This window comes from Streptomyces triculaminicus (assembly GCF_017349075.1).
Taxonomy (GTDB): Bacteria; Actinomycetota; Actinomycetes; order Streptomycetales; family Streptomycetaceae; genus Streptomyces; species Streptomyces triculaminicus.
Window position 1 is genome coordinate 221,832 of record NZ_JAFMOF010000002.1, and the last position, 22,822, is coordinate 244,653.

Genomic DNA, 22,822 nt, shown 5'->3' on the forward strand with positions numbered 1-22,822 from the left:
TGCAAGGAGTTCACGTGAAGCTGCGTCGCAGAAACTGGAAGTCGCTCCGTTCCGTATGCACCGCGCTGACCCTGGCCGTGGGTGCCGCCGCCGTGCCGACCGCCGCGACCGCCGCCCCGGGCGCGGAGCGGAGGGTCACCAGTGGCTGGAACGACTACTCCTGCAAGCCCTCCGCGGCCCACCCGCGCCCCGTCGTCCTCGTCCACGGGACGCTCGAGAACTCCACCAGCAACTGGTGGGCGTTCGCGCCCTACCTGGTCAACCGCGGCTACTGCGTCTTCTCCTTCGACTACGGCAAGCTGCCCGGCGTCCCGGCCTTCCACGGCCTCGGTCCCGTCGCCAAGTCGGCCGAGGAGCTGGCCGGCGACGTGGACAAGGTGCTGGCCGCCACCGGCGCCGCCAAGGCCGACATCGTGGGCCACTCGCAGGGCGGGATGATCCCCCGCCAGTACATGAAGTTCAACGGCGGCGCGAAGAAGGTCAACGCCCTGGTGGGCCTCGCCCCCAACAACCACGGCACGACCCTGTCCGGCATCACCAGGCTCCTGGACATCGTCCCCGGCGCGCGCGGCGTGATCAGCGCCACCGCCCCCGGCCTGACCGACCAGGTCGTCGGCTCGGACTTCATGAAGCGCCTCAACGAGGGCGGCGACACCGTGCCCGGCGTCCGCTACACCGTGATCGCGACCCGGTACGACGAGGTCGTCACGCCCTACGAGACCCAGTTCCTCTCCGGTCCGAACGTCCGCAACGTCACGGTCCAGGACCTCTGCCCGGTCGACATCTCGATGCACCTGACCGTCGGCACGATCGACCGCGTCGCCTTCCACGAGGCGGCCAACGCCCTCGACCCCGCCCACGCCACCCCGGCGAACTGCGCGTCGATGGTGAGCTAGCGGGGAGCCTGCCGGACGGAAAACGAGTGGCTCCGCGCCGCGCGGCGGGAGAGGCTACGGTCGTTGACCGACGACGAGGCGTGGAGCGGGGTTTCGATGACGAGCGGGGCATTGACGGCGGGCGGAGCGGTGACGGTCCGTCTGGTGAAGGCGGGCCGGACCAAGGTGAGCTATCCCGCCGGGGTCGTGTACGACGACGGCACCCATGTCGTCGTCACGGCGCCGTGGGCGGGGGACGGCACCCGCGACTTCGGGTTCGTGCGCTTCGAGCACGGCGACGTCTTCACCGAGCACTACTGGCGCGACCGCTGGTACGCCGTCAAGGAGGTGCGCGACGCGGCCGGCGGGCTCAAGGGCTGGTACTGCGACGTCACCCGGCCCGCCCTCGCCTCGCGGGACGCGCTCGTCGTCGAGGACCTCGACCTGGACCTGTGGGTCTCGGCGGACGGGGCCACCGTCCTGCGCCTGGACGAGGACGAGTTCGCCGACAGCGGCCTGGCCGGGCGCGACCCGGCGGCCGCCGAGGCGGCGCTGCGGGCGCTGGACGAGCTGGAGGCGCTGGCCCGTTCGGACGGATTCGACGGTCTTCTCGCCCGGGCGTGACAGGGTGACGCCATGACCGACACCGGCAAGCGCACCTCCGCCCTCGACCTCGTCCTGGCCGTCGTCGACCCCGGCAGCTGGCGCTGCTGGGACGAGCCCGTCGCGCTGACCACGGACGATCCGGACTACCGCGCCGATCTGCTCGCCGCCCGGGAGCGGACCGGGCTGGACGAGTCGGTGATCACCGGCGAGGGAAGGGTGCACGGCCGCCGAGTCGCCCTGGTGGCCTGCGAGTTCCGCTTCCTGGCGGGGTCGATCGGTGTCGACGCGGGGGAGCGGCTGGTCCGGGCCGTGGAGCGGGCCACCGCCGAGGGGCTGCCGCTGCTGGCGGCGCCCGCCTCGGGCGGGACGCGGATGCAGGAGGGGACCATCGCCTTCCTGCAGATGGTGAAGGTGACCGGCGCGATCACCGATCACAAGGACGCGGGCCTGCCCTACCTGGTGTACCTCCGCCACCCCACCACCGGCGGCGTGCTCGCCTCGTGGGGTTCGCTCGGCCATCTCACGGCCGCCGAACCGGGCGCCCTCATCGGCTTCCTGGGCCCGCGCGTGCACGAGGCGCTGTACGGCGAGGAGTTCCCGCCGGGCGTCCAGGTCGCCGAGAACCTGCTGGCGAACGGGCTGGTGGACGCGGTGCTGCCGGCCGGGCGGCTGGCGGAGGTGGCGGCGCGGGCGCTGTCGGTGCTGTGGGCGGACGGCGCCCGCGAGCGCCCGCCCGCCCCGCCCGTCGCGGACCCCGCGCCCGCCGCGTACGAGGACGCGCCGCCGGTGGAGGAGTCGATCCGCCGGTCGCGGCGGCCCGACCGGCCGGGCGTGCGCGAGTTCCTGGGCGCCGCCGCCACCGACGTCACGCTCCTCAGCGGTACGGGCGCGGGCGAGCGCGACCCCGGGCTGCTGCTCGCGCTTGCCCGCGTCGGCGGCACCGCGTGCGTGGTCCTCGGCCACGACCGGGGCAGCCACCCCGACCCGGCCGCCGGGCAGGCGCTGGGGCCCGCCGGGCTGCGGGCGGCCCGGCGCGGCATGCGGATCGCGGCCGGACTGGGCCTGCCGCTGCTCACCGTGGTGGACACGGCCGGCGCCGCGCTCTCCCGGGAGGCCGAGGAGGGCGGGCTGGCCGGCGAGATCGCCCGCTGCCTCGCCGACCTGGTAAACCTCCCCGCGCCCACCCTGTGTCTGCTGCTGGGACAGGGGGCCGGCGGCGCGGCCCTCGCGCTGCTTCCGGCGGACCGGGTGGTGGCGGCCCGGCACGCGTGGCTCTCCCCGCTGCCGCCCGAGGGCGCCTCGGCGATCCTGCACCGCACCACGGACCGGGCGTACGAGATCGCCGCCCGCCAAGGGGTGCGCTCCGCCGACCTCTTGGCGAACGGAATCGTGGACCGCATCGTAGAGGAAGGGCGACCGGAGGACAGGAACTTCCTTACGGTTCTCGGGCGGGTGATCGGAGGGGACATGGCTGCTCTGACGGCGCGTGACCAGCGGGAGCGGCGCGCGGCGCGCCGGTCGCGCTATCGGCGCCTCGGCGGCGCGGGTGTTGTTCAACCCTAAAGGAAAGGGATCTTTCGGGGTATACGTTCGGAGAGAATTGACAAGGTTAGGTTTGCCTAACCTAAGGTCATCCTCGTGAACGTGACCGATGTCCGGACCACCCGGACGTCGCGGTCCGCCGCCGGCCGGCCCGCGACAACGCGCAGGCTGCTCCTCCTCGTTGGGGGAGCGGCCCTGCTCGTCGGCTGCGCGGCCCTCAGCCTCGCGGCGGGCTCCCGACCGGTGCCCCTGACCACGGTGTGGCACGCCCTGGCCGACGGCGACCGCAGCCGGGACGGCCTCGTCGTCACCGGACTGCGCGTGCCGCGCACGGTGATCGGCATCGTGGTGGGCGCCGCCCTCGGCGTCGCCGGCGCCCTCGCCCAGGGCATCACCCGCAACCCGCTCGCCTCGCCCGCCACCCTCGGCATCAACCACGGGGCCGGCTTCGCCGTGGTCGTCGCGAGCTACGCCCTGCACCTCACCCACCCCGCCCAGTACCTGCCCTTCGCCTTCGCCGGCGCGGCGCTCGCCACCCTCGCCGTGCTCGCCCTCGCCCGCCGCGCCGGCGACCTGGACCCCGTACGCCTCGCGCTCGGCGGCACCGTGCTGGACGCCGTGCTCATCTCCTGGACCTCCGCGGTGATGCTCACCAGCCACCGCACCCTGGACGAGGCCCGCTTCTGGCTCGCCGGCTCGCTCGCCGGGCGGCAGACCGGCATCCTGCTGCCCGTCCTCGCCCCGCTCGCCGTCGGCCTCCTCCTGGCCCTGGCCGTCACGCCCGCGCTCAACGCCCTCGTCCTCGGCGACGAGACCGCCCAGGCCCTCGGCGTCCCCGTCGCCAAGGTGCGCGCCGCCGGGGGAGTGGCGGTCATCCTGCTCGCCGCCTCCTCCGTCGCGGTCGCGGGCCCCCTCTCCTTCGTGGGCCTCGCCGCCCCCCACCTCGTACGCAAGCTCGTCGGCGCCGACCACCGCTGGCTGATCCCCGGCTGCCTGATCGCGGGCCCGCTGCTGCTGCTCGCCGCGGACGTCGCCGGCCGCCTCGTACTCCGCCCCGTCGAACTGGAAGTCGGCATCGTCACCGCCCTGCTCGGTGCGCCCCTGCTGGCCTTCCTCGCCCGGAAGGCGGCGCGATGACCACCCTCACGACCGACGCCGCGCCTCGCGCGGCAGGCGGCGCGCTCGCCCGGCAGCGCCGGCGGACCGCCCTGCTGAGCGCGGCCGCCACGGCCCTGCTCGTGGCGCTGACGGCGATCGGACTCGGCACCGGCGAGGTCCCGATCCCGCCGCTGGACGCCCTGCGCGGCCTGGTGGGCCTCGGCGACCCCGGGAACGTGATGCTCGTTCAGGAGCTGCGCGCACCCCGCGTGCTCTCCGCCGTGGCCGCCGGGGCCGGGCTGGCCGTCGCCGGCGCGATCCTGCAGCGCGTCGCCCGCAACCCGCTCGCCTCACCGGACGTCGTCGGCGTGACCGGCGGCGCCTCGCTGGGCGCCACGGCCGTCATCGCCTCCGGCGCGCCGGCCGCGCTGACCTCGCCCGCCGCCCTCGGCGGCGGCCTGCTCGCGGCCGGCCTGCTCTTCCTGCTCGCCTGGCGGGGCGGGTTCACCGTCTCCCGGCTCGTCCTCGTCGGCCTTGCCGTGCAGTCCGGCCTCGCCGCCGCGGTGAACCTCCTCATCGTCCGCTTCCCCGCCGAACTCGCCTCCTCCGCCCTGCAGTGGACCACCGGCTCGGTCTACGGGCGGACCTGGACCGAGGTGGAGGCCGGCGGCGGGGCGATCCTCGCCGGGCTCGCCCTCGCCCTGGCCTGCCACCGCCGGCTCGCGGTCCTCGACCTCGGCGACGACAGCGCCGCCGCCCTCGGACTGCCCCCCCATGCCGCCCGGTCGCGGCTGCTGCTGCTCGCCGTGGTGCTGGCCTCGGTGGCCGCCGCCCTCAGCGGCCCCGTCGGATTCGTCGCCCTGGCCGTCCCCCACGTCGTGCGGTTCCTGGCCGGGCCGCCCACCGCCGGCACGCTCGCGCTGACCGCGCTGACCGGAGCCGTCCTGCTGTTGGGCGCCGACCTCGTCGTCCTGCACGTCCTGCCCGTCCACGGGCTGCCCGTCGGCGTCGTCACCGCCACCCTCGGCGCGCCCTGGCTCCTCGTCCTGATGTTCCGTCAACTCAAGCCCACCGCCGGGAGTGCCACCCGATGAGCGCCACGACCGATGCCCACCAGCTCGCGGCCCACGGCCTCAGTCTCGGATACGGCGGACGCCTCGTCGTCGAGGGCGTCGACCTGACGCTGCCCGGCGGCGCCGTCACCGCCGTCGTCGGCCCCAACGCCTGCGGCAAGTCCACCCTGCTGCGGGGCCTGGCCCGGCTGCTGACCCCCGCCGCCGGCACCGTGACCCTCGACGGGGCCTCCATCCACCGGATGTCCGCCCGCGCCCTCGCCCGGCGCATGGGGCTCCTCCCGCAGCAGGCCGTCGCCCCCGAGGGCATCACCGTCGAGGCGCTCGTACGCCTCGGCCGCTACCCCCACCAGCGGCTGCTCACCCCCTGGTCCGCGGCCGACCAGGCGGCCGTGGAGGAGGCCCTGCGGCGCACCGGCACCCAGGACCTGCGCGACCGGGCCGTCGACGAGCTCTCCGGCGGCCAGCGCCAGCGCGCCTGGATCGCCCTCGCCCTCGCCCAGGACACCCCGCTGCTGCTCCTGGACGAGCCCACGACCTTCCTCGACCTGCGCCACCAGCTCGACGTGCTGGACCTGGTCGGGGAGCTCAACGCCGAGGCCGGCCGGACCGTGGTGATGGTCCTGCACGACCTCGGCCAGGCCGCCCGCTACGCCGACCACCTGGTCGTCATGCGCGACGGCCGCCCGGCCGCGGCCGGGCCCCGGCGGACGTCCTGACCGCCGAACTGGTCGAGGACGTCTTCCGCGTGGCGTGCCGCGTCGTCCCCGACCCCGAGACCGGTACCCCCTGGTCGTCCCCGCGACCGCTCCCGCGGACGCGCGGCGCCCGCCACCCCTGACGCCCCGCATCCCTCGACCGCCCGACGAAGGAACCCCCGCCATGACCGTGCTCCGACCGACCCTGTACCGCATGCGCAGAGTGAGCTCGCTGCTCCTCACCGTGATCGTCGGCAGTGCCGTCCTGACCGCCTGCGGCGACGACGCGACGAAGGACGACGCGTCCCGGCCCGCCGCCGGCGCCGGCTTCCCGCGCTCGGTCACCCACGCCATGGGCACCACCGAGATCAAGAAGAAGCCGCGGCGCGTCGTCGTCCTCGACACCGGCGAACTGGACGACGTCACCACGCTCGGCATCACACCGGTCGGCGCCGTCTCCCCCCACATGAAGACCGAGGGAGGCTTCCCCTCCTACCTCTCCGCCAAGGTCAAGGACACCAAGGACGTGGGCCCCATGGCGGAGCCCGACATCGAGCGCATCATGGCGCTCAAGCCCGACCTGATCCTGTCCTCCAAGGTCCGCCACGCCAAGGTCTACGACAAGCTCAAGGGCATCGCCCCCACCGTCTTCACCGAGACCACCGGCGCCCCCTGGAAGGAGAACCTCAAGGTCCACGCCCAGGCGCTGGGCCTGGAGAAGGAGGCCGCCTCGGCCCTGGGCGCCTACGAGAAGCGCGCCAAGGCCCTGGGCGAGGAGATCAGGAAGAAGAACGACGGCAAGACCCCGACCGCCTCCGTCGTCCGCTTCGTAGCCGGCCCCACCCGCCTCTACCAGAAGCAGTCCTTCAGCGGCATCGTCCTGTCCGACACCGGCCTGCGCCGCCCCGCCTCGCAGGACGTCGACAAGCCCATGCTCGAGGTCTCCCCGGAGCGGATCGACCAGGCCGACGCCGACATGGTCTTCGTGACCGTCGCCGACGACCCCAAGAAGACCCAGCAGGACGCCGTCCAGGAAAACCCGCTCTGGAAGGGCCTGGGTGCCGTCAAGAACGGCAAGGTCTTCCAGGTGCCCGACGAGACGTGGATGTCCGGCATCGGCGTCCAGGCCGCCGGCCACGTCCTCGACGACATCGCCAAGGCCGCCGGCGTCGACGCCCCCAAGTAGCCGGCCCGGCCCCCGCGTCACCGCCCTCCGCCGGACGGCCCCTCCCCTCGCGCCCCGGCGGACGGCGCCCCACACCCCACCCCTGATCACCGAAAGGTGCCCCCGTGCGGCTGCATCTTCTCGCGCTCAACCCGACCGACTCCGTCACCGAGGGCTATCTGCCCGCCGCCGCCCGCCTGGGCCTCGCGGTCACCCTCCTGACCGACCACCCCGACGCCCACCGGCGCGCCTACGCGCGTCACGTCGCGGACGACGGCGAACCGCTGCCCGAACTCGACATCGTCGCCTGCGACGTCCGCGACTTCCGCGAGGTCATCGGCCGGATCTGCGAACTCGGCCGGCCCGACGCCGTCTTCACCAACAGCGACCACCTGCAGACCCAGGCGGCGCTGGCCGCCGACTACCTCGGCCTGCCCGGCAAGGACTGGAAGGCGGCCTTCAACGCCAAGAACAAGGCCCAGCTGCGCCGGGCCCTGGCCGGCTCCGGACTCGACACCGTCCGCTCCCTCGAGCTCCGCCCGGACGAGGACCCGGCCGTCCTGGCCGAGTCGGACCTCCCCTTCCCGTGCGTGGTCAAGCCCCGCGAGGGCGTCGCCAGCGAGGACGTCGTCCTCGTCCACGACGCCGCCGAACTGGCCGAACGCTGCCGGGAGATCCGCGCCCGCCGGCCTGGGACGGCCCTCGTCGTCGAGGAGTACCTGGACGGGGAGCTGCACACCCTGGAGACCCTCGGCGACGGCACCACCCTGCACCCCTACGCCGCCTTCCGCACCCACCTCTCCCCGCTGCCGTACTTCATCGAGGAACGCCTCGACCTGCTGCCCGAACCGCCGCGGCCCCACAGCGAACAGGTCATCGCCCAGCTGAGGGCGCTGGGCATCGGGTTCGGCGTCTGCCACACCGAGTACGTCGTCCAGGGCGACCGCGCCCGCCTCATCGAGGTCAACTACCGCTCCATCGGCGACCAGTGCGACCTCGTCCTCGCCCCGCTGCTGGACATACCGCTCTTCGAGCACATCCTGCGCACCCACCTCGGTGAGCCACTCCCGGCCGAACTCGGTGCGCGCACCGACGGCCGGGTACGTATGGAGTACGTCTGCGCCGAGCGCGGTGGCGTCCTCAAGGCCGCGCCCGGCGCGAGCGACACCGAGCGCGACGGGGTCCGGCTGGTCTACCGGCCGCTGCGCGAGCTCGGCGAGGAGCACCCGCATTACCGCACGAACCGCGACTACCTGGGGGTGTTGCGGGCGACCGGTGCCGACCAGGACCGGATCGACCGTGCCGTCGCGGAATTCCTGGCCGCCCGGCGATGGGAGATCGTCTCATGAGCGCGGCCGAGACGACCGCACCGGCGCGCGACGCGCTGGAGGAGGAGCTCCTCGGCAGGGTGCTCAGCACCCTGCTGCGCGAGGACGCCTACCAGCTGCGCTCCAAGGCGGTCGCCGAGAGGCGTCCCGACGGCGACTGGCTCCGGCTCCCCGTCACGGGGGAAACGTTGCTGCTCCCGGTCGGCCCCGAGGGCTTCCAGTGCGAGGTCCGGGCCCGCGACGCCGTCCTGGAGACCGCCCAGGGACCGGTGCGGGGCCTGCGCCCCGCCCTCGCCCGGCTGCGCGCGGCCGCCGCCCCCGAGGACCGGCCCGGCTTCGACGCCTTCCTCGCCGAGTGCGACGAGGCGCTCGCCGCGCTCCGCCTGCACGGCCGGGTGCGCGACGACGTCGTGCGGCGGCTCGCCGACGCCTACGGACACTCCACCACCACGTGGACCGGGCTGCGCGGATCGCTCGCCTTCGACGCCCTGGCCGCCTTCCGCGACCATCCCGTCTACCCCACCGGACGCGCCCGCTCGGGCCTGACCGAGCGCGAACTACGCGCGTACGCCCCCGAGTTCCACCCCTCCTTCGCCCTGCGCTGGCTCGCCCTGCCGCACACGGCCGTCACCGGCGACCGGGCCGGGCTGCCCCACTGGTGGCCCACCCCCGCGGCGCTGGGCCTGCCGCACCTGGACGCCACCCACCTGGCGCTGCCCGTCCACCCGCTCACCGCCGGCGCCCCGCTCGCCGAGGCGCTCGCCGCCACCGGCCTCGCCGGCTCCGCCCACCTCGCCGACAAACCCCTGCTGGAGGTGGTCCCGACCCTGTCCATGCGGACCGTCGCCGTCGCCGACGACCCCACCACCCACCTCAAGCTCCCGCTGGCCACCGCCACCCTGGGCCTGCGCAACCGGCGCACCATCCAGCCCGGCACCCTCCTGGACGGCGAGGTCGGCCAGCGGCTGCTCGAGGAGATCGTCGCGGCCGAGCCGCGCTTCGCCGGCGCCGTGCTCGTCGCCGACGAACGCACCCACCTCGGCGCCGGCCACGAACTCCTGGCCACCCTGGTCCGCCGCTACCCGGACGGGCTCGCCGGCGCCCACGTCGTCACCGTCGCCGGACTGCTCGCCCGCACCCCCGACGGACGCCTGGTGGCCGACGCGCTCGCCGACCGGTACTACGGCGGATCGCTCGTCGCCCTGGTCGACGCCTATCTGACGCTGCTGCTGGACTGGCACACCACCCTCTTCTCGTACGGCATCGCCCTCGAATCCCACCAGCAGAACACCTCCGTCGTCCTCGACGAGATCGACGGCCGCCCCCGGATGCGGCTGCTGCTGAAAGACAACGACGGGCCGCGCGTGCACTCCGTCCGGCTCGCCGCCCGCCTGGGCGGCGAGGCCGCCGACCTGCTGGGATTCGACGACCGGCGCATCCTCGTGGCCGGCGACGGCCCCGTCGCCGACGTCTTCGCCACCATCACCGTCCACCTGTGCGCCGGCGCCCTGGCCTTCGAACTCGCCCGCCTGGGCCGGGGAACGCTCGAGCAGTGGCTACGGCAGCTGCGCGAGCGGCTCGCCCAGGCCGTGGAGCGGATCGCGCCCGGCCCCGCCGCCGTGCTGCGCGCCCGGGTCCTGGACGCCGACCGGCTCCCGGTCAAGGCCATGGTCACCGCGGGCACCCTGCTCACCAAGGAACGCTCCGGCGCCGCCGACATCAACAAGCACTACGTCGACGGCCCCAACTACCTGCGCGGGGTCCCGCGGTGACCGCCGTCCTGGAGCGCACCGGGACACGGGCGCCCGCCGGCCTGCGCACCCGGCAGATCCACGCGGTGGCGGCCTGCTACTTCGTCGCCTCCTTCGCGGCGCTGGGCCTGCCGCCCTACCTCACGGCGATCCTGCCCTCGCTCGGCGACACCGAGGCCCGCTGGGCCGGGCTGCTCTACATCGTGCCGACCGTCTTCAGCGCCCTCGGCGCCCCCCTGTGGGGGCGGCTCGCCGACCGCTACGGCCGCAAACGGCTGCTGCTGCGCGCCCAGCTGGGCCTCGCCGTCTCCTTCCTCCTCGCCGGATGGGCGGACAGCCTGCCCGCCTTCACCGCCGCCCTCGTCCTGCAGGGCGTCCTCGGCGGCACCTTCGCCGCCTCCAACGGCTACCTCGCGGCCGCCCTCGACGGGCACCGCCTGTCCTGGGCGCTGACCCTGATGCAGGGCGCCGCCCGGCTCGCGCTCGTCGCCGCGCCGATCGTGGTGGGCTCGCTCTCGCCGTGGGTCTCCCCGCACCGCCAGTACGCCCTGCTCGCCGTGCTGCCGCTGGCCGCCGCCCTGATGCTGGCCGCGCTCCCCGAGCCGCCACGGCCCGCGCCGCAGGCTCCCGGGACGCCGGCCGCCGGCGAGGCGGAGGCCGCCGTCCCGGCCGCCCGTTCGCCCCGCGCCCTGTACGCCCTCGAGTTCGCCTTCGTCCTGGCCACCGTCATCTCCTACCCGTACCTGATCACCCTGGTCGGACAGCGGCTGCCCGGCCTCGGGCCCTTCGCGAGCGGCGTCCTCTTCGCCCTGCCGCACATGTGCTACCCGCTGCTGGCCAGGCCCGTGCACACCGCCGTCGCCCACCGCCCGCTGCTCGGCGCGGTCAGCGGCTTCGCCCTGGTGGCCGTGGCCCTCGCCGGGCACTGGGGCGCCGGCACCGTGCTCTCCTTCGTCGCCCTGCGGCTGCTGCTCGGCGCCGGGATGACCCTCGGCCTGGTGAGCCTGTCCGCGCTCGCCGCCGACGCCTGCCGCGGCCGCGGGCCCGGCCGGATGTTCGGCACCTTGGAGTTCATATCCAAGGCCGGGGCCGTCGTCGCGGGGGCGGTGGCCGCCGTCTCCAACGACGTCTGGGGCCCGGCCGCGCCCATCGTCGCGGGATCCGCCGTCGCCGCCCTGACGGCGCTCGTCAGCACGCCAACCCTCCTCCGCTGGAGTCGCTGAAATGTCCTCCTCCGCTTCCTCCGCCGCCTCCCTGCGCCCGAGCCCCCCGGCGCCCGGCGGCCTCCCCGGCGCCGACCACGTGGTCGCCCACACGCTCCTGAACTGCCTGCTGCGCGAGGTCTCCGGCCCCGAGCACCAGACCGCCGTCACCGACGGACACCTGCTGCTGCGACTGCCCCGCGGCGGGGCCCTGCTGCGGGTCCGGCTGCGCCGCGCCTCCCTGATCGGCGCCCACCGCTTCACCGGCCCGGTCACCGAGGAACGCGACGGCGTCTGGCAGGAGCTGCCCTGGCGCACCCTGGCCGCGTACATCCACCACGAGCTGGAACTGCGCACCGGCGTCCGCAACGACGAGTTCCTCGGCCAGGTCGCCGCCGGCCACGCGGGTGTGAGCGCGGCCCTCGAGGCCTGGCGCCCGGCCCCCGGCGACCTCACCCCGGCCGGGCGCTACCTCGACTCCGAGCAGTCCCTGCTCTTCGGCCACCGCTTCCACCCCACCCCCAAGGCGCGCACCGGCTCCCCGGAGGACTGGGCCCGCTATGCCCCCGAGGCCCGCGCCTGCTTCCCCCTGCGCCACCTGGCCGTACGCCGCGCGCTCGTCCGCGAGGAGGCGGCCCGCCCGGGCGCCCTCGCCGCGCTCGACCGGCAGGGGAGCGTGCCCGAGGGCTACGTGCTGCTGCCCGCGCACCCCTGGCAGTACGCCCTGCTCGAGGACCACCCCGCGCTGCGGGCGGCCAGGGAGCGCGGCGACGTCCTCGACCTCGGCGAGCGCGGCGCGGACTTCGCGCCCACCGCGTCGGTGCGCACGCTCTATGACGGCCGGGACTTCCTGAAGTTCAGCCTCAACATCCGCATCACCAACTGCCTGCGCAAGAACGCCGAGTACGAGCTGACCGGCGCCGTCGCCCTGACCCGCCTGCTGGAGCCGGTGGCCGGCGACCTGGCCGCCCGTTTCTCCGGCGCCGGCCTGCTGCGCGAACCCGGCTACCGCACCCTGGACCTCGGCAGCCGCGAGCTCGCGGAGGGCTTCGGCGTCATCGTCCGCGAGGGCCTCGGCGCCCGCCTCGCGCCCGGCCTGACCGCCCTGCTGGCCGGGGCCGTCGCCGACGAGTACCCCACGACCGGCGCCCAGGTCGCCCGGCTGCTCGCGGGCACCGGCCCCGACGCCGCGCTCGCCTGGTGGGACGACTACCTGTGGCTGCTCGTCCCCCCGGTGCTGGCCGCCTATTTCGACCACGGCGTCGTCCTCGAGCCCCACCTGCAGAACGTCGTCGTCGGCGTCGACGGCGACGGCATGCCCCGCCAGGTCCTGCTGCGCGACCTGGAGGGCACCAAGCTGCTCGCCGAGCACCACGGGGCCGCCCTCGCGGAGCTCGCCCCCGAGGTGGCCTGCCCGATGACGTACGACCGCGAGCGCGGCTGGGACCGCGTCGTGTACTGCCTGCTGGTCAACCACCTCGCCGAGGTGCTCGCCGCCCTCGCCGACCGCCACCCCCAGCTCGAGCCCGAACTGTGGTCCGCCGTACGCCGGGTGCTGGCCCGGCGCGCGGAGGCGCACGGCAACCCGCCGCTGCTGCGGGCCCTGGTCGCCGGGGTGCCGCTGCCCGCCAAGGCCAATCTGCTCACCCGCTGGGAGCGCAAGGCCGACCGGCACGCCGGTTACGTCCGTATCGGCTCGCCCCTGGTCTCGGACCTGCTGTCGGTGGCCCGCGGCGGTCAAGGCCCGACGGAATCCCGCACCGAACCCTGGAGCGCCACCCAGTGATCACCCCCCGAGCCGCCGCCCACGCCGAACGCCTGCCGGCCGGCGAACTGCCCGCCTACCTCTACGACCTCGCCGCCCTCGACGAGCACGTCGAGCGGGTACGGGCCGCCCTGCCGCCGGAGGTGGAGCTGTACTACGCGGCCAAGGCCAACCCCGCCCCCGGGATCCTGCGGGCCCTCGCCCCGCACGTCGACGGGTACGAGGTCTCCTCGGGCGGCGAACTGGCGCACGTCCGCGAGGCCGTGCCCGGCCTCTCGCTCGCCTTCGGCGGGCCCGGCAAGACCGAGGAGGAGCTGCGGCTCGCCCTCGACCTGGGCGTCGAGCGCCTGCACGTGGAGAGCGAGAACGAGCTGCGGCTGCTGGCCCGGCTGGCCGGCGAGCGGCCCGGCCGGGCGCCCGTGGACGTCCTGCTGCGCGTCAACCTCCCCGTGGGGGACGGCGACCTGGGCGGCGCGGCGCTCGCCATGGGCGGCAGGCCCAGCCCCTTCGGCCTCGACCCGCGCCGCGCCGAGGCCTGCGTCCCCTCGCTGGGCCCCGGGCTGCGGCTGCGCGGCGTCCACGCCCACCTCGCCAGCGGCCTCGACGCGCCCGCGCAGCTGGCCCTCGCGGCCCGGATCACCGCCTGGGCGCGGGAGTTCGGCGACCGGCACGGGCTGGGCGCGATGGAGGTCAACGTCGGCGGCGGCATGGCCGTCGACTACGCGAGGCCGCACACCCGCTTCGACTGGGCCGGCTACGGGCAGGGGCTCGGCACGCTCGGCGAGCGGTACCCGGACGTCACCCTGCGCATCGAGCCCGGCCGGTCGATGACCGTCCACGCGGGCTGGTACGTCACCGAGGTCCTGGACGTCAAGCACAGCCACGGCGAGGCCTTCGCGGTGCTGCGCGGTGGCACCCACCACCTGCGCACCCCCGCCGCCAAGGGCCACGACCACCCCTTCACGGTGCTGCCCGTCCAGGACTGGGACCTGCCCTGGCCGCGCCCGGCGGCCCTGGACGAGCCGGTGACCCTCAGCGGACAGCTGTGCACGCCCAAGGACACCCTCGCCGCCCGGGTGCCGGTGGCGGAGCTGCGGGTGGGGGACCGGGTGGCGTTCTCCATGGCCGGCGCGTACGCCTGGAACATCTCGCACCACGAGTTCCTGATGCATCCGGCCCCGTCCTTCCACTTCCTGTCCTGAGCACGCCGTCGTACCCTCGCGGGACCGCCCGCCGTCGCCCCGCCGCCCACCAGCCGGTTCCCGGCCGTTTCGGCGACCGTAGATGGTGGATGCATCTATGTGGGCGTAGCGTCGTCCGACACGGTCCGCCGCACCCGCGGCGGACCGTGCCCACGGGGGACCGTCTACCGAGAGGGGACACCGCCCATGTGCGGAATCACCGGCTGGATCTCCTACGACCAGGACCTCACCACCGCCCGCGGCACGCTGGAGGCGATGACCGCCACCATGGCCTGCCGCGGTCCCGACGCCGGCGGCGTCTGGCTGGACACCCACGCCGCCCTGGGCCACCGCCGGCTGGCCGTCATCGACGTCGAGGGCGGCCGCCAGCCCATGCTCGCCGAACACGGCGGCCGCACCCCGCTCGCCCTCACCTACAGCGGCGAGGTCTACAACTACCGCGAACTGCGCGCCGAACTGCGCTCCCACGGCCACACCTTCCGCACCGACAGCGACACCGAGGTCGTGCTGCGCGCCTACCTCCAGTGGGGCGAGGCCTTCACCGAACACCTCAACGGCATGTACGCCTTCGCCCTGTGGGATCCGCGCACCGAGGAACTCCTGCTGGTCCGCGACCGCATGGGCATCAAGCCGCTGTACTACCACCCCACCGCCGACGGCGTGCTCTTCGGCTCCGAGCCCAAGGCGATCCTCGCCCACCCCGCCGTGCGCCCCGCCGTCGACGCCGAGGGCCTCGCCGAGCTGATGGCCTTCACCAAGACCCCCGGCCACGCCGTCTACAAGGGCATGCGCGAGCTGCGCCCCGGTCACATCGCGCGCGTGCGCCGCGAGGGCCTGACCTTACGCCGCTACTGGGCCCTCGAGGCCGACGAGCACACCGACGACCTCCCCACCACCGTCGCCCGCATCCGCGAACTGCTCGAGGACATCGTCGCCCGCCAGCTCGTCGCCGACGTGCCCCTGTGCACCCTGCTCTCCGGCGGACTCGACTCCTCCGTCATCACCGCGCTCGCCGCCAAGGGCCTGGCCGGCGCCGGACGCGGCCCGGTGCGCTCGTTCTCCGTCGACTTCACCGGCCACACCGAGAACTTCCGGGCCGACGCCCTGCGGCCCACCCCCGACGGCCCCTACGCCCACGCCCTCGCCGAGCACGTGCGCTCCGACCACAGCGACATCGTGCTCGCCACCGCGGACCTCGCCGACCCCGCCCACCGCGACGCCGTGCTGACCGCCCGCGACCTGCCCGTCGCCGGCTTCGGCGACGGCGACACCTCGCTCTACCTCCTCTTCAAGGCCATACGCCAACAGTCCACCGTCGCCCTGTCCGGGGAGTCGGCCGACGAGGTCTTCGGCGGCTACGCGTGGTTCCACAACCCCGAGCACGTGGCCGCCGACACCTTCCCCTGGATCGCCGCCCGCGTCGCCGACCACTTCTCCGGAGAGGGCAGCGGCGGCCGCACCGGGCTCCTGGACCGAGGACTTCTGGCCAAACTCGACCTGCCCGGCTACACCGACGCCGGCTACCGCCAGGCCCTCGCCGACGTCCCCCGCCTGCCCGGCGAGAGCGGGCGGCAGAAGCGGATGCGCGAGATCAGCCACCTGCACCTGACCCGGTTCGTACAGATGCTGCTCGACCGCAAGGACCGGGCCAGCATGGCCACCGGCCTCGAGGTGCGGGTGCCCTTCTGCGACCACCGCCTGGTCTCCTACGTCTTCAACACCCCCTGGTCGATGAAGACCTTCGACGGCCGCGAGAAGTCCCTGCTGCGCGCCGCCACCCGCGACCTGCTCCCCGCCGCCGTCGCCGACCGGGTCAAGAGCCCCTACCCCAGCACCCAGGACCCCCGCTACGCCGCCGCCCTGCGCGCCGAACTCGGCCGGGTGCTCGCCGACCCCGGCGCCCCCGTGCGCCCCCTGCTCGACACCGCCGCCGTCGCCGACGCGCTCTCCGGGGACGCCGGAGAGTCCTTCCGCGCCGCCACCGAAGTGGCCCTCGGCCTCAACACCTGGCTCGCCTCCCACGGCGTCCGGCTGGAGCTCTGAAACCCAGCGGGCCTGCGGGCACGGTGGGCACCCCTGGCGCACAATGGACGGCACACCGCCCGCCCAGCCAGGAGTCCCACCGTGGCCTTGCAGATGACCGTCGACCCGGACGCCGCCGAGCCCCCCTTCGAGCAGATCCGCGCCCGCATCGCCGAGCGCGCCCGCTCCGGCGCCCTCCCGGTCGGCTACAAACTGCCGACCGTACGCGGCTTCGCCGAGGAACTGGGCCTGGCCGCCAACACCGTGGCCAAGGCCTACCGCGCACTCGAGGCGGACGGTGTGATCGAGACCCGTGGTCGCAACGGCACATTCATCGCCGCCCGCGGCGACACCGCCGAGCGCGAGGCCGCGACGGCCGCCGCCGCGTTCGCCCAGCGGGCGCACCGCCTGGGCCTGGACCAGGAGGCGGCCCTGGCCGCCGCCCGGGAGGCGCTGCGGGCGGTCTACGAGCCCTGAGCCGCGAGGGCGAAAGGCCCTTCGGCGTCCCGCCTGCAGTGAAGGCACCGCACGTCCGTTCCGCCCCGGTTACCCTTTCCGTGATGGGACGTCATGGTGGATCTCGGACGTCGCCGCGGGCGACGTCGTGGCGGTCGTGGACGCCGCGGGCACGGCTCGCCGTCCTGCTCGCGACCGCGTTCGCCGCCCTGGTGGCGGTGGTCGCCGTGAGCCTCGCGGTACGCCCCGGCGGAGCCGGGGACGCCGGGGGCCGCGTCGGCGGGGCCGCCGCCGACATCGGCTGGGGCTTCACCCACACCCAGTACAGCGCCGACCTCGGCCAGGACCCCGCCCGCCGCACCGCCGCGCGCACCCTCTCCGGCGACCGGCTGCCCCAGAACCAGCACATCATGGGCTGGGGCGTCGACAACCCCGAGCCCAGAAAAGGGCGTTACAACTTCTCCGACCTCGACCGGCGCGTCGCGCTCATGCGCGCAACGGGCACCACCCCCGTCCTCACCCTGTGCTGCGCCCCCGACTGGATGAAGGGCGGCGACGAGCACACCGACTGGTCCCAGAAGTCCCTGGAGAAGGCCCCCGACCGGGCGCACTACAAGGACTTCGCCAAGCTCGCCGGCGTCATCGCCAAGCGCTATCCCGACGTCCGGCACTTCATCGTCTGGAACGAGTTCAAGGGCTTCTACGACGAATCCAGGAAGCGCTGGGACTACGAGGGCTACACCGAGCTGTACAACCTCGTCTACAAGGAAGTGAAGAAGAGGAACAAGCACGCTCTCGTCGGCGGGCCGTACGTCGTCATGGACAGCGAGGCCCCCGGAGCCGACTCCAACGCCTCCCGGGTGAGCGGCCCCTGGGGCGCGGTGGACCAGCGGGCCGTCGACGCGGTGGAGTACTGGGACGAGCACAAGGAGGGGGCGGACTTCGTCGTCGTGGACGGCGCCAGCTACACCCGTACGGGCAGCAGGACCGTGCCCGACGAGTTCCGGGCCACGGCCAAGTTCACCGACGTCACCGCCTGGCTGAACCGCACCACCGGGCTTCCGGTGTGGTGGGCCGAGTGGTACGTCGAGCCCGCCGACGAGCACGACAACCGCCGCATGTGGAACGAGTCCCACCGCGTGGCCGTGCAGGCCAGCGCCCTGATGCGGCTGGCCGAGGCGGGCGTGGCGGGCGCCTTCTACTGGAACCCCGAGGAACAGGGCGCCGACTGCCCCGGCTGCCTGTGGCGCAGCACCGAACTGGGCGACGGAGGAGGGCAGCTGCCGATGCTGGACCTGCTCACCCGCTTCGCCAAGGCCTTCCCGCCCGGCACCCGGCTGCGGGAGGTGGACGTGGGCGGCGAGGACCGCGCACAGGTCCAGGTGCTCGGCTCCGCCGGCGCGGTGCTGGCCGTCAACACCCAGGACCGCGCCGTCACCGCCCGCATCGACGGCCGCGAGGTCCGGCTCGGGCCGTACGAGACCCGCTGGCTGTGAGGCCGGCGGCACGGCCCCGCCGCGAGCGGCTCCCTCCCCACCGAGCGAAAGGAAGACCGCCATGCCCGATGACACGAGCCAGGCGCTGGTCATCGCCGACGCGGAGAACAACTACTACGTCCTGCCCCGCGAGGTCGTCGAGATGGCGCGGGCGGCGCCCGAGGCCCGGGCCGCCATCGACGAACGCCTCGGCGCGCAGGGCAGGATCCCGCTCGCGGAGGGCTACACCTTCGTCGGCGTGCTGCGCCTGCCGGCCGAGGGGGAGATGACCCACTACACCACCGAGGCCTCCTGGCCCGTGGCCACCACACCCTGATGGCCGCCGCCGACCCGCCGCTCCCGCTGCGCGCCACGATCACCCGGGCCCAGCAGCGCGCCTTCGCGGACCGGGGTCACGTGCCGCTGGCCGGGCTGTGGGACCGCGCCCTGGCCGAGGCGGTCGCGGCGGAGGCCCGGCGGCGGCACGCCGTCGCCGAGGTCCCCGCGACGGCCCGCGCACCCCGTCCCCGCCCGCCGCGCGCCGCGCCGGGCCACTCCCACCGCGAGCGGGCCGCTGCTGGCCCGGCTGCACCTGGCGCTGGTCGGCGCGGCCCGGGCGCTGACCGGCCGGCTGCTCGTGCCGACCTTCGCGGCCTACGGCTACTACGAGGGCGACGACGAGGTGTTCCTGCACGTCGACACCGAACAGTGCGATCTGACGCTGCTGACCGTCGCGTTCGGCGAGGTCGGCCCGCTGCATGTGCATCCCGGCCTGATCGGCAGCACCATGGAGCGGCTGGGCGAGCTGGAGGGCGACCCCGGCTGGGACCGCACCGGCGGCATCCGCGTCACCTACCCGGACACCGGCGTCACCGCCCTCGACGGCCACGTCCTGCCGCACCACCGGCCCGGCCGCCCGCGCCCCGGCCTCCACGCGGTGGCCGCCCTCTGCTACCGCTCCCTGTTCTGACACGACCGCTTACGAGAGCGTCACCAGCCGCCACACCAAGGACCCCAGCACCACCGCCAGCAAGGGCAACGCGAACCAGAACGAGCCCTGCAGCCACCGCAGCTGCCGCACCCCCGGCCGCACCCCCACCCTCACCAGCTCCCGGGCCGCCAGCAGCATCAGCAGCGCCGCCGCGGCCAGGGCGCCGACCACCGACACCGGCGTCCATGTCACCCGCGGCCCCGCCGGGCCGGGCCGGGGGTCCGGGGCGGGGCCGGCGGGCTTGTCCTTCAGCTCGTACAGCACCGCGTCGTCGTTGGAGAGCACCCGGCGCAGCTGCGGCAGCCCGTCCAGCGAGCTGCGCAGGCGCTGCTCCCAGCCGGGGGCGTAGCCCGCGCTGAACTCCAGGTAGACGGACTGGCCCCGGCTGACCATCAGATAGGCGTTGGGGCCGGCGGCGCGCAGCCTGTCCACGAGAGCGGGCGCGTGCGCCGTGTCGCGCGGGGCGAGCGTGGGCTCGTACAGGACGCGTTCCATGTCACGCGCTCCCCACGGTATGGCGGGGGTGACGTCGTTGACGGTGTCGCTGCTCATCCACAGCAGCCGCACGGTGGGCCGGTCGTGGCGGTAGACGTACTCCATGGCCGCGACCTCGCCGGGACGGACGCGCTCGAAGGGTTCGTTGCCCCAGCGGGCCACCAGGAAGCCGAGCACCAGCACCAGCCCGGCCAGCAGCGCCGCCAGCGGAGCCCGCCATCCCCCCTCGCCCCCGGCACCGGGCCGGGGGAACAGCGCGAGGGCGGCCAGGACGCAGGCGCCCGGCAGGGCGAACAGGAAGACGCGCAGGGCGACCTCGCCGCCGTAGGACTGCATCCCGAAGGCGAGGAACGGCACACAGGCGAGGACCAGCAGCGACCTGTCGCCGATCCCGGCCCGGCGGCGCCGCCACCAGCCCAGGGCGGCCAGGGCCAGCACGCCGCCCGCGAGGGCGACGCGGACGTAGAGCACCGCCTTGTGCGTGGCGCTGCCGCCCTCGATGCGGCCGGAGACGGACGAGGAGACGTTCCCGCCGAGCGAGCCCAGCCCGCCGAAGAGGTCGTCGAAGTGGCCCGACCAGTAGGGCTCGGCCAGGAAGCCGATCCAGACCGCGAGGGCCACCGCGCACAGCAGGGGCAGCCCCGGCAGGGACAGCCGGCGGGACAGGGCGAGCGCGGTCACCACGCCCAGCATGACGAACGGGGTCAGCTGGTGGCTGGCGACCGAGGCGACGAACAGGGCCAGCAGCAGCGCCAGCAGGACCGCGGCCTCGCCCCGGCCCACCGGCGCGACCTCCCGCTCGCCCGGCAGCAGCGCGCCGCGCAGCTGACCGGGCCAGCGGAACCACACCAGCAGCACGGCGACGAAGAGCAGATAGAACAGGTAGTTCAGCGACTGGGGGGAGAAGTAGTCCTGCCCCACCCAGCCGCTGAGCGCGAACAGCCACAGCGCCGTCCACTTCGCCCGCCGGCCGGCCCGGACCGCGCGCAGCAGCAGCCACAGCGGTGCCAGGCCGAGCAGCTGGATCGCCAGGGGCCACCAGCGCAGCACCCCCTCGAGGTCGTCCATGCCCGCGGCGCGGGCGGCGAACGCGACCAGCGCGAAGAAGCCCGGCCAGCTCCAGCGGGCGTCCAGGTCGGGCGCGGCCGTGCCGAAGCGGTCGAGGTAGTCCAGGAAGCCCAGGTGCTGCCAGGCCGTGGCGAAGCGCGGCTGGTCCTCCAGCACGGCGGGCACGGCGTGCAGGGACACCACGGTCGCCAGCAGCACGGCGACCGGCAGCCACCGGCCGGGCCGCGGCAGCCACAGCGTCCAGGCGAAGGCCGCCACCAGCAGCCCCGCGCCCAGCAGCGTCGCCACCGGCAGCACGGACACCAGCCCGAACCCGCCCATGCCGTCCAGGTCCACCTCGCCGGCGGCCGTCAGCGGCAGCCAGTACAGCGCCAGCGCGGCTGCCAGCAGCAGCCAGACCCCGGCCGCGGGCGTACGCCACCGGCGCGCGGGGCGCGGCACGGCGCCCCGGCCGGGGCCGGGAGCGCGGGGTTCGCTCGGCGGCCTCGGGGGCGGGCCTGACGTCGGGGCGCCGCTCCGGATGGTCGATGTCCAGCCGTACGCCCAGCGGCAGCGTGTCCGCGTCGAGCGCCGAGCGCAGCGCCCAGCGCGGGCGGAACCCGCCGCCCTCGCGCTCGCCGGGCCGGCCGTCCCCGCGGTCGCCGTGCACCGCGAGATCGGCCAGGTCCCCGTCGGGCGGGGTCTCGGCGTCCCGGGGCGCGGCCTCGCGCTCGGCCTTGCGCTCGGCCCGCAGGACCGAGCGCAGCTTGACGGCGGCGATGGTGACGATCACCGTGAGGCTGCAGATCTCCGCCACCCCCGCGCCCACGAGCCCCATCCGCGGCAGCAGCACCAGGGTCAGCCCCAGCACCAGCGCGCACAGCAGCCCCTGCAGATAGGCCAGTCCGGCGGTGCGGCTCTGCGCCCGCAGCACCGCGAAGTAGACCTCCATCACCACGCGCAGCGCCGCCCCGACCGCGAACCAGCGCAGCAGCGGGGTGGCCGCGTCGGCGTACCCCCGGCCGAAGACCCGCAGGACGTAGGGCGCGAGCAGGAAGAGCAGCAGGCACACCGGCACCATGAGCTTGGCCATCCGGCGCAGCGCCGCCCGGCAGTTCTCCGCCAGCCGCGCCGGGTCGTGCGAGCCCTCCACGGTCAGGGAGGCGCCCATGTTGATGGCGAGCAGATTGACCGTGCCGGCGATGGTGGAGGTGATGTAGAAGTAGGCGTTGTCGGCCGGGCCGACCTGCGCGGCGACGAGCACCGGCACCAGATAGACCACGGCCAGCGAGAACAGCGACCCCGTGCAGTCCCCCGCCAGGAAGCGGCCCATCTCCCGGTAGGAGGCCGGCCTCGCCGTCCGTTCGGTCGCCGCGACGTGCGCGGGCACCAGCCGCCGGAAGACCAGCCAGCCCAGCGGCAGCACCGACACCGCGATCGAGACCACCCAGGAGACGAACACCCCGGACACCGGCAGCGCCACCGCCACCGCCACCAGCAGGGCGAGCTTCACCACCGAGAAGACCGTGTTGCCCACCGGCACCCAGAAGGCGCTGCGCAGCCCGGTCAGCACCCCGTCCTGCAGGGTGAGCACCGACCAGGCCACGGCGGCGGCGACGAACCCCAGCCCCGCGAGCGGCCCGTGCAGGAAGCGGTACGACGGGCCCCAGTGGTCGAGGGTGAGGACGAAGACGCCCGCCGCGACCGCGACGAGCAGCGAACTCCCGGCGTACGTACGCCCGACCAGGGCGCCGGTGGTCCGCCCCGCGACCGGGATGAAGCGGGCCAGCGCCCCCGTGAGGGTGATGGCCGTCAGCCCCGCCAGGAGCTTCATCGCGGCGATGGCCGCCGAGCCCCGGCCGACCGACTCCTCGGTGTAGTAGTGCGCGGCGGCCAGCCAGAAGCCCAGCCCCAGGACGCCGCTGATGCCGGTGTTGAGCATCAGGGCGAAGGCGTTGCGGAACAGCGGGCTGCCGCTGCCGCGCCCGGGCAGCCGCAGCCGCCGGGCGGCCGGCTCCACGGCTCTTTCGG

General features: G+C 74.8%; 16 protein-coding genes and 2 pseudogenes. 17 read left to right on the top strand and 1 reads right to left on the bottom strand.

The window, feature by feature from the left end; genetic code table 11:
- Positions 1-14: 14 nt before the first annotated feature.
- The 17 genes and pseudogenes from J1792_RS11000 to J1792_RS11080 all read left to right on the top strand — a co-directional run bounded on the left by J1792_RS11000 (position 15) and on the right by J1792_RS11080 (position 19,228).
- Complete coding sequence (locus tag J1792_RS11000; RefSeq protein WP_086574084.1) at positions 15-896, top strand: esterase/lipase family protein; 882 nt, start codon at positions 15-17, stop codon at positions 894-896.
- 96 nt (positions 897-992) lie between these two features.
- On the top strand, positions 993-1,499 hold the full coding sequence (locus tag J1792_RS11005) for a ribonuclease FAU-1 family protein (RefSeq protein ID WP_207247764.1): 507 nt from the start codon (positions 993-995) through the stop codon (positions 1,497-1,499).
- 12 nt (positions 1,500-1,511) lie between these two features.
- Positions 1,512-3,044, top strand: coding sequence for a carboxyl transferase domain-containing protein (locus J1792_RS11010; protein ID WP_207247174.1), 1,533 nt, complete (start codon positions 1,512-1,514; stop codon positions 3,042-3,044).
- Between the two features lie 147 nt (positions 3,045-3,191).
- Complete coding sequence (locus J1792_RS11015) at positions 3,192-4,160, top strand: FecCD family ABC transporter permease (protein WP_207247765.1); 969 nt, start codon at positions 3,192-3,194, stop codon at positions 4,158-4,160.
- Positions 4,157-5,215, top strand: a complete 1,059-nt coding sequence (locus tag J1792_RS11020) for a FecCD family ABC transporter permease (protein ID WP_086574053.1) — start codon at positions 4,157-4,159, stop codon at positions 5,213-5,215. Before J1792_RS11015 ends, J1792_RS11020 begins: the two co-directional genes overlap by 4 nt.
- Positions 5,212-6,035, top strand: a pseudogene (locus tag J1792_RS11025) (ABC transporter ATP-binding protein). The gene J1792_RS11020 and the pseudogene J1792_RS11025 overlap by 4 nt, the downstream one beginning before the upstream one ends.
- A 41-nt stretch (positions 6,036-6,076) precedes the next feature.
- On the top strand, positions 6,077-7,078 hold the full coding sequence (locus J1792_RS11030; protein WP_207247175.1) for an ABC transporter substrate-binding protein: 1,002 nt from the start codon (positions 6,077-6,079) through the stop codon (positions 7,076-7,078).
- A 104-nt stretch (positions 7,079-7,182) separates the two neighbouring features.
- Positions 7,183-8,406 (top strand): ATP-grasp domain-containing protein, encoded by a 1,224-nt coding sequence (locus J1792_RS11035; protein WP_207247176.1) that lies wholly within the window; start codon positions 7,183-7,185, stop codon positions 8,404-8,406.
- Positions 8,403-10,157, top strand: coding sequence for an IucA/IucC family protein (locus J1792_RS11040; RefSeq protein WP_086568740.1), 1,755 nt, complete (start codon positions 8,403-8,405; stop codon positions 10,155-10,157). The genes J1792_RS11035 and J1792_RS11040 overlap by 4 nt, the downstream gene beginning before the upstream one ends.
- Positions 10,154-11,359 (top strand): MFS transporter, encoded by a 1,206-nt coding sequence (locus tag J1792_RS11045; protein ID WP_242705075.1) that lies wholly within the window; start codon positions 10,154-10,156, stop codon positions 11,357-11,359. The genes J1792_RS11040 and J1792_RS11045 overlap by 4 nt, the downstream gene beginning before the upstream one ends.
- Position 11,360: 1 nt before the next feature.
- Entirely contained in the window at positions 11,361-13,124 is a 1,764-nt protein-coding gene (locus J1792_RS11050) for an IucA/IucC family protein (RefSeq protein ID WP_207247177.1), read from the top strand.
- On the top strand, positions 13,121-14,305 hold the full coding sequence (locus tag J1792_RS11055) for a type III PLP-dependent enzyme (protein WP_242705076.1): 1,185 nt from the start codon (positions 13,121-13,123) through the stop codon (positions 14,303-14,305). The genes J1792_RS11050 and J1792_RS11055 overlap by 4 nt, the downstream gene beginning before the upstream one ends.
- Before the next feature lie 186 nt (positions 14,306-14,491).
- Positions 14,492-16,348 carry an asparagine synthase (glutamine-hydrolyzing) gene (asnB, locus tag J1792_RS11060; RefSeq protein WP_086568743.1) on the top strand — a complete coding sequence of 619 codons (1,857 nt, stop codon included), beginning with the start codon at positions 14,492-14,494 and terminating at the stop codon, positions 16,346-16,348.
- A gap of 81 nt (positions 16,349-16,429) precedes the next feature.
- Complete coding sequence (locus J1792_RS11065) at positions 16,430-16,804, top strand: GntR family transcriptional regulator (RefSeq protein WP_086568745.1); 375 nt, start codon at positions 16,430-16,432, stop codon at positions 16,802-16,804.
- A gap of 83 nt (positions 16,805-16,887) precedes the next feature.
- Positions 16,888-18,279, top strand: a complete 1,392-nt coding sequence (locus J1792_RS11070) for a glycoside hydrolase family protein (RefSeq protein WP_086568747.1) — start codon at positions 16,888-16,890, stop codon at positions 18,277-18,279.
- Positions 18,280-18,340: 61 nt separating this feature from the next.
- Entirely contained in the window at positions 18,341-18,595 is a 255-nt protein-coding gene (locus tag J1792_RS11075) for a hypothetical protein (RefSeq protein WP_086568749.1), read from the top strand.
- Positions 18,596-18,895: 300 nt separating this feature from the next.
- Positions 18,896-19,228, top strand: coding sequence for a hypothetical protein (locus J1792_RS11080; RefSeq protein ID WP_207247178.1), 333 nt, complete (start codon positions 18,896-18,898; stop codon positions 19,226-19,228).
- Between the two features lie 9 nt (positions 19,229-19,237).
- Here J1792_RS11080 and J1792_RS11085 read toward each other — a convergent pair.
- Positions 19,238-22,733 (bottom strand): annotated as a pseudogene (locus J1792_RS11085) (lipopolysaccharide biosynthesis protein).
- Positions 22,734-22,822: the final 89 nt, after the last annotated feature.

Excerpts from the sequence above, each read along its gene's own strand:
- J1792_RS11050 (WP_207247177.1), top strand. The coding sequence starts at position 11,361 with ATGTCCTCCTCCGCTTCCTCCGCCGCCTCCCTGCGCCCGAGCCCCCCG.
- J1792_RS11075 (WP_086568749.1), top strand. The coding sequence starts at position 18,341 with ATGCCCGATGACACGAGCCAGGCGCTGGTCATCGCCGACGCGGAGAAC.
- J1792_RS11005 (WP_207247764.1), top strand. The coding sequence starts at position 993 with ATGACGAGCGGGGCATTGACGGCGGGCGGAGCGGTGACGGTCCGTCTG.
- J1792_RS11040 (WP_086568740.1), top strand. The coding sequence starts at position 8,403 with ATGAGCGCGGCCGAGACGACCGCACCGGCGCGCGACGCGCTGGAGGAG.
- J1792_RS11070 (WP_086568747.1), top strand. The coding sequence starts at position 16,888 with ATGGGACGTCATGGTGGATCTCGGACGTCGCCGCGGGCGACGTCGTGG.
- asnB (WP_086568743.1), top strand. The coding sequence starts at position 14,492 with ATGTGCGGAATCACCGGCTGGATCTCCTACGACCAGGACCTCACCACC.
- J1792_RS11030 (WP_207247175.1), top strand. The coding sequence starts at position 6,077 with ATGACCGTGCTCCGACCGACCCTGTACCGCATGCGCAGAGTGAGCTCG.
- J1792_RS11010 (WP_207247174.1), top strand. The coding sequence starts at position 1,512 with ATGACCGACACCGGCAAGCGCACCTCCGCCCTCGACCTCGTCCTGGCC.
- J1792_RS11020 (WP_086574053.1), top strand. The coding sequence starts at position 4,157 with ATGACCACCCTCACGACCGACGCCGCGCCTCGCGCGGCAGGCGGCGCG.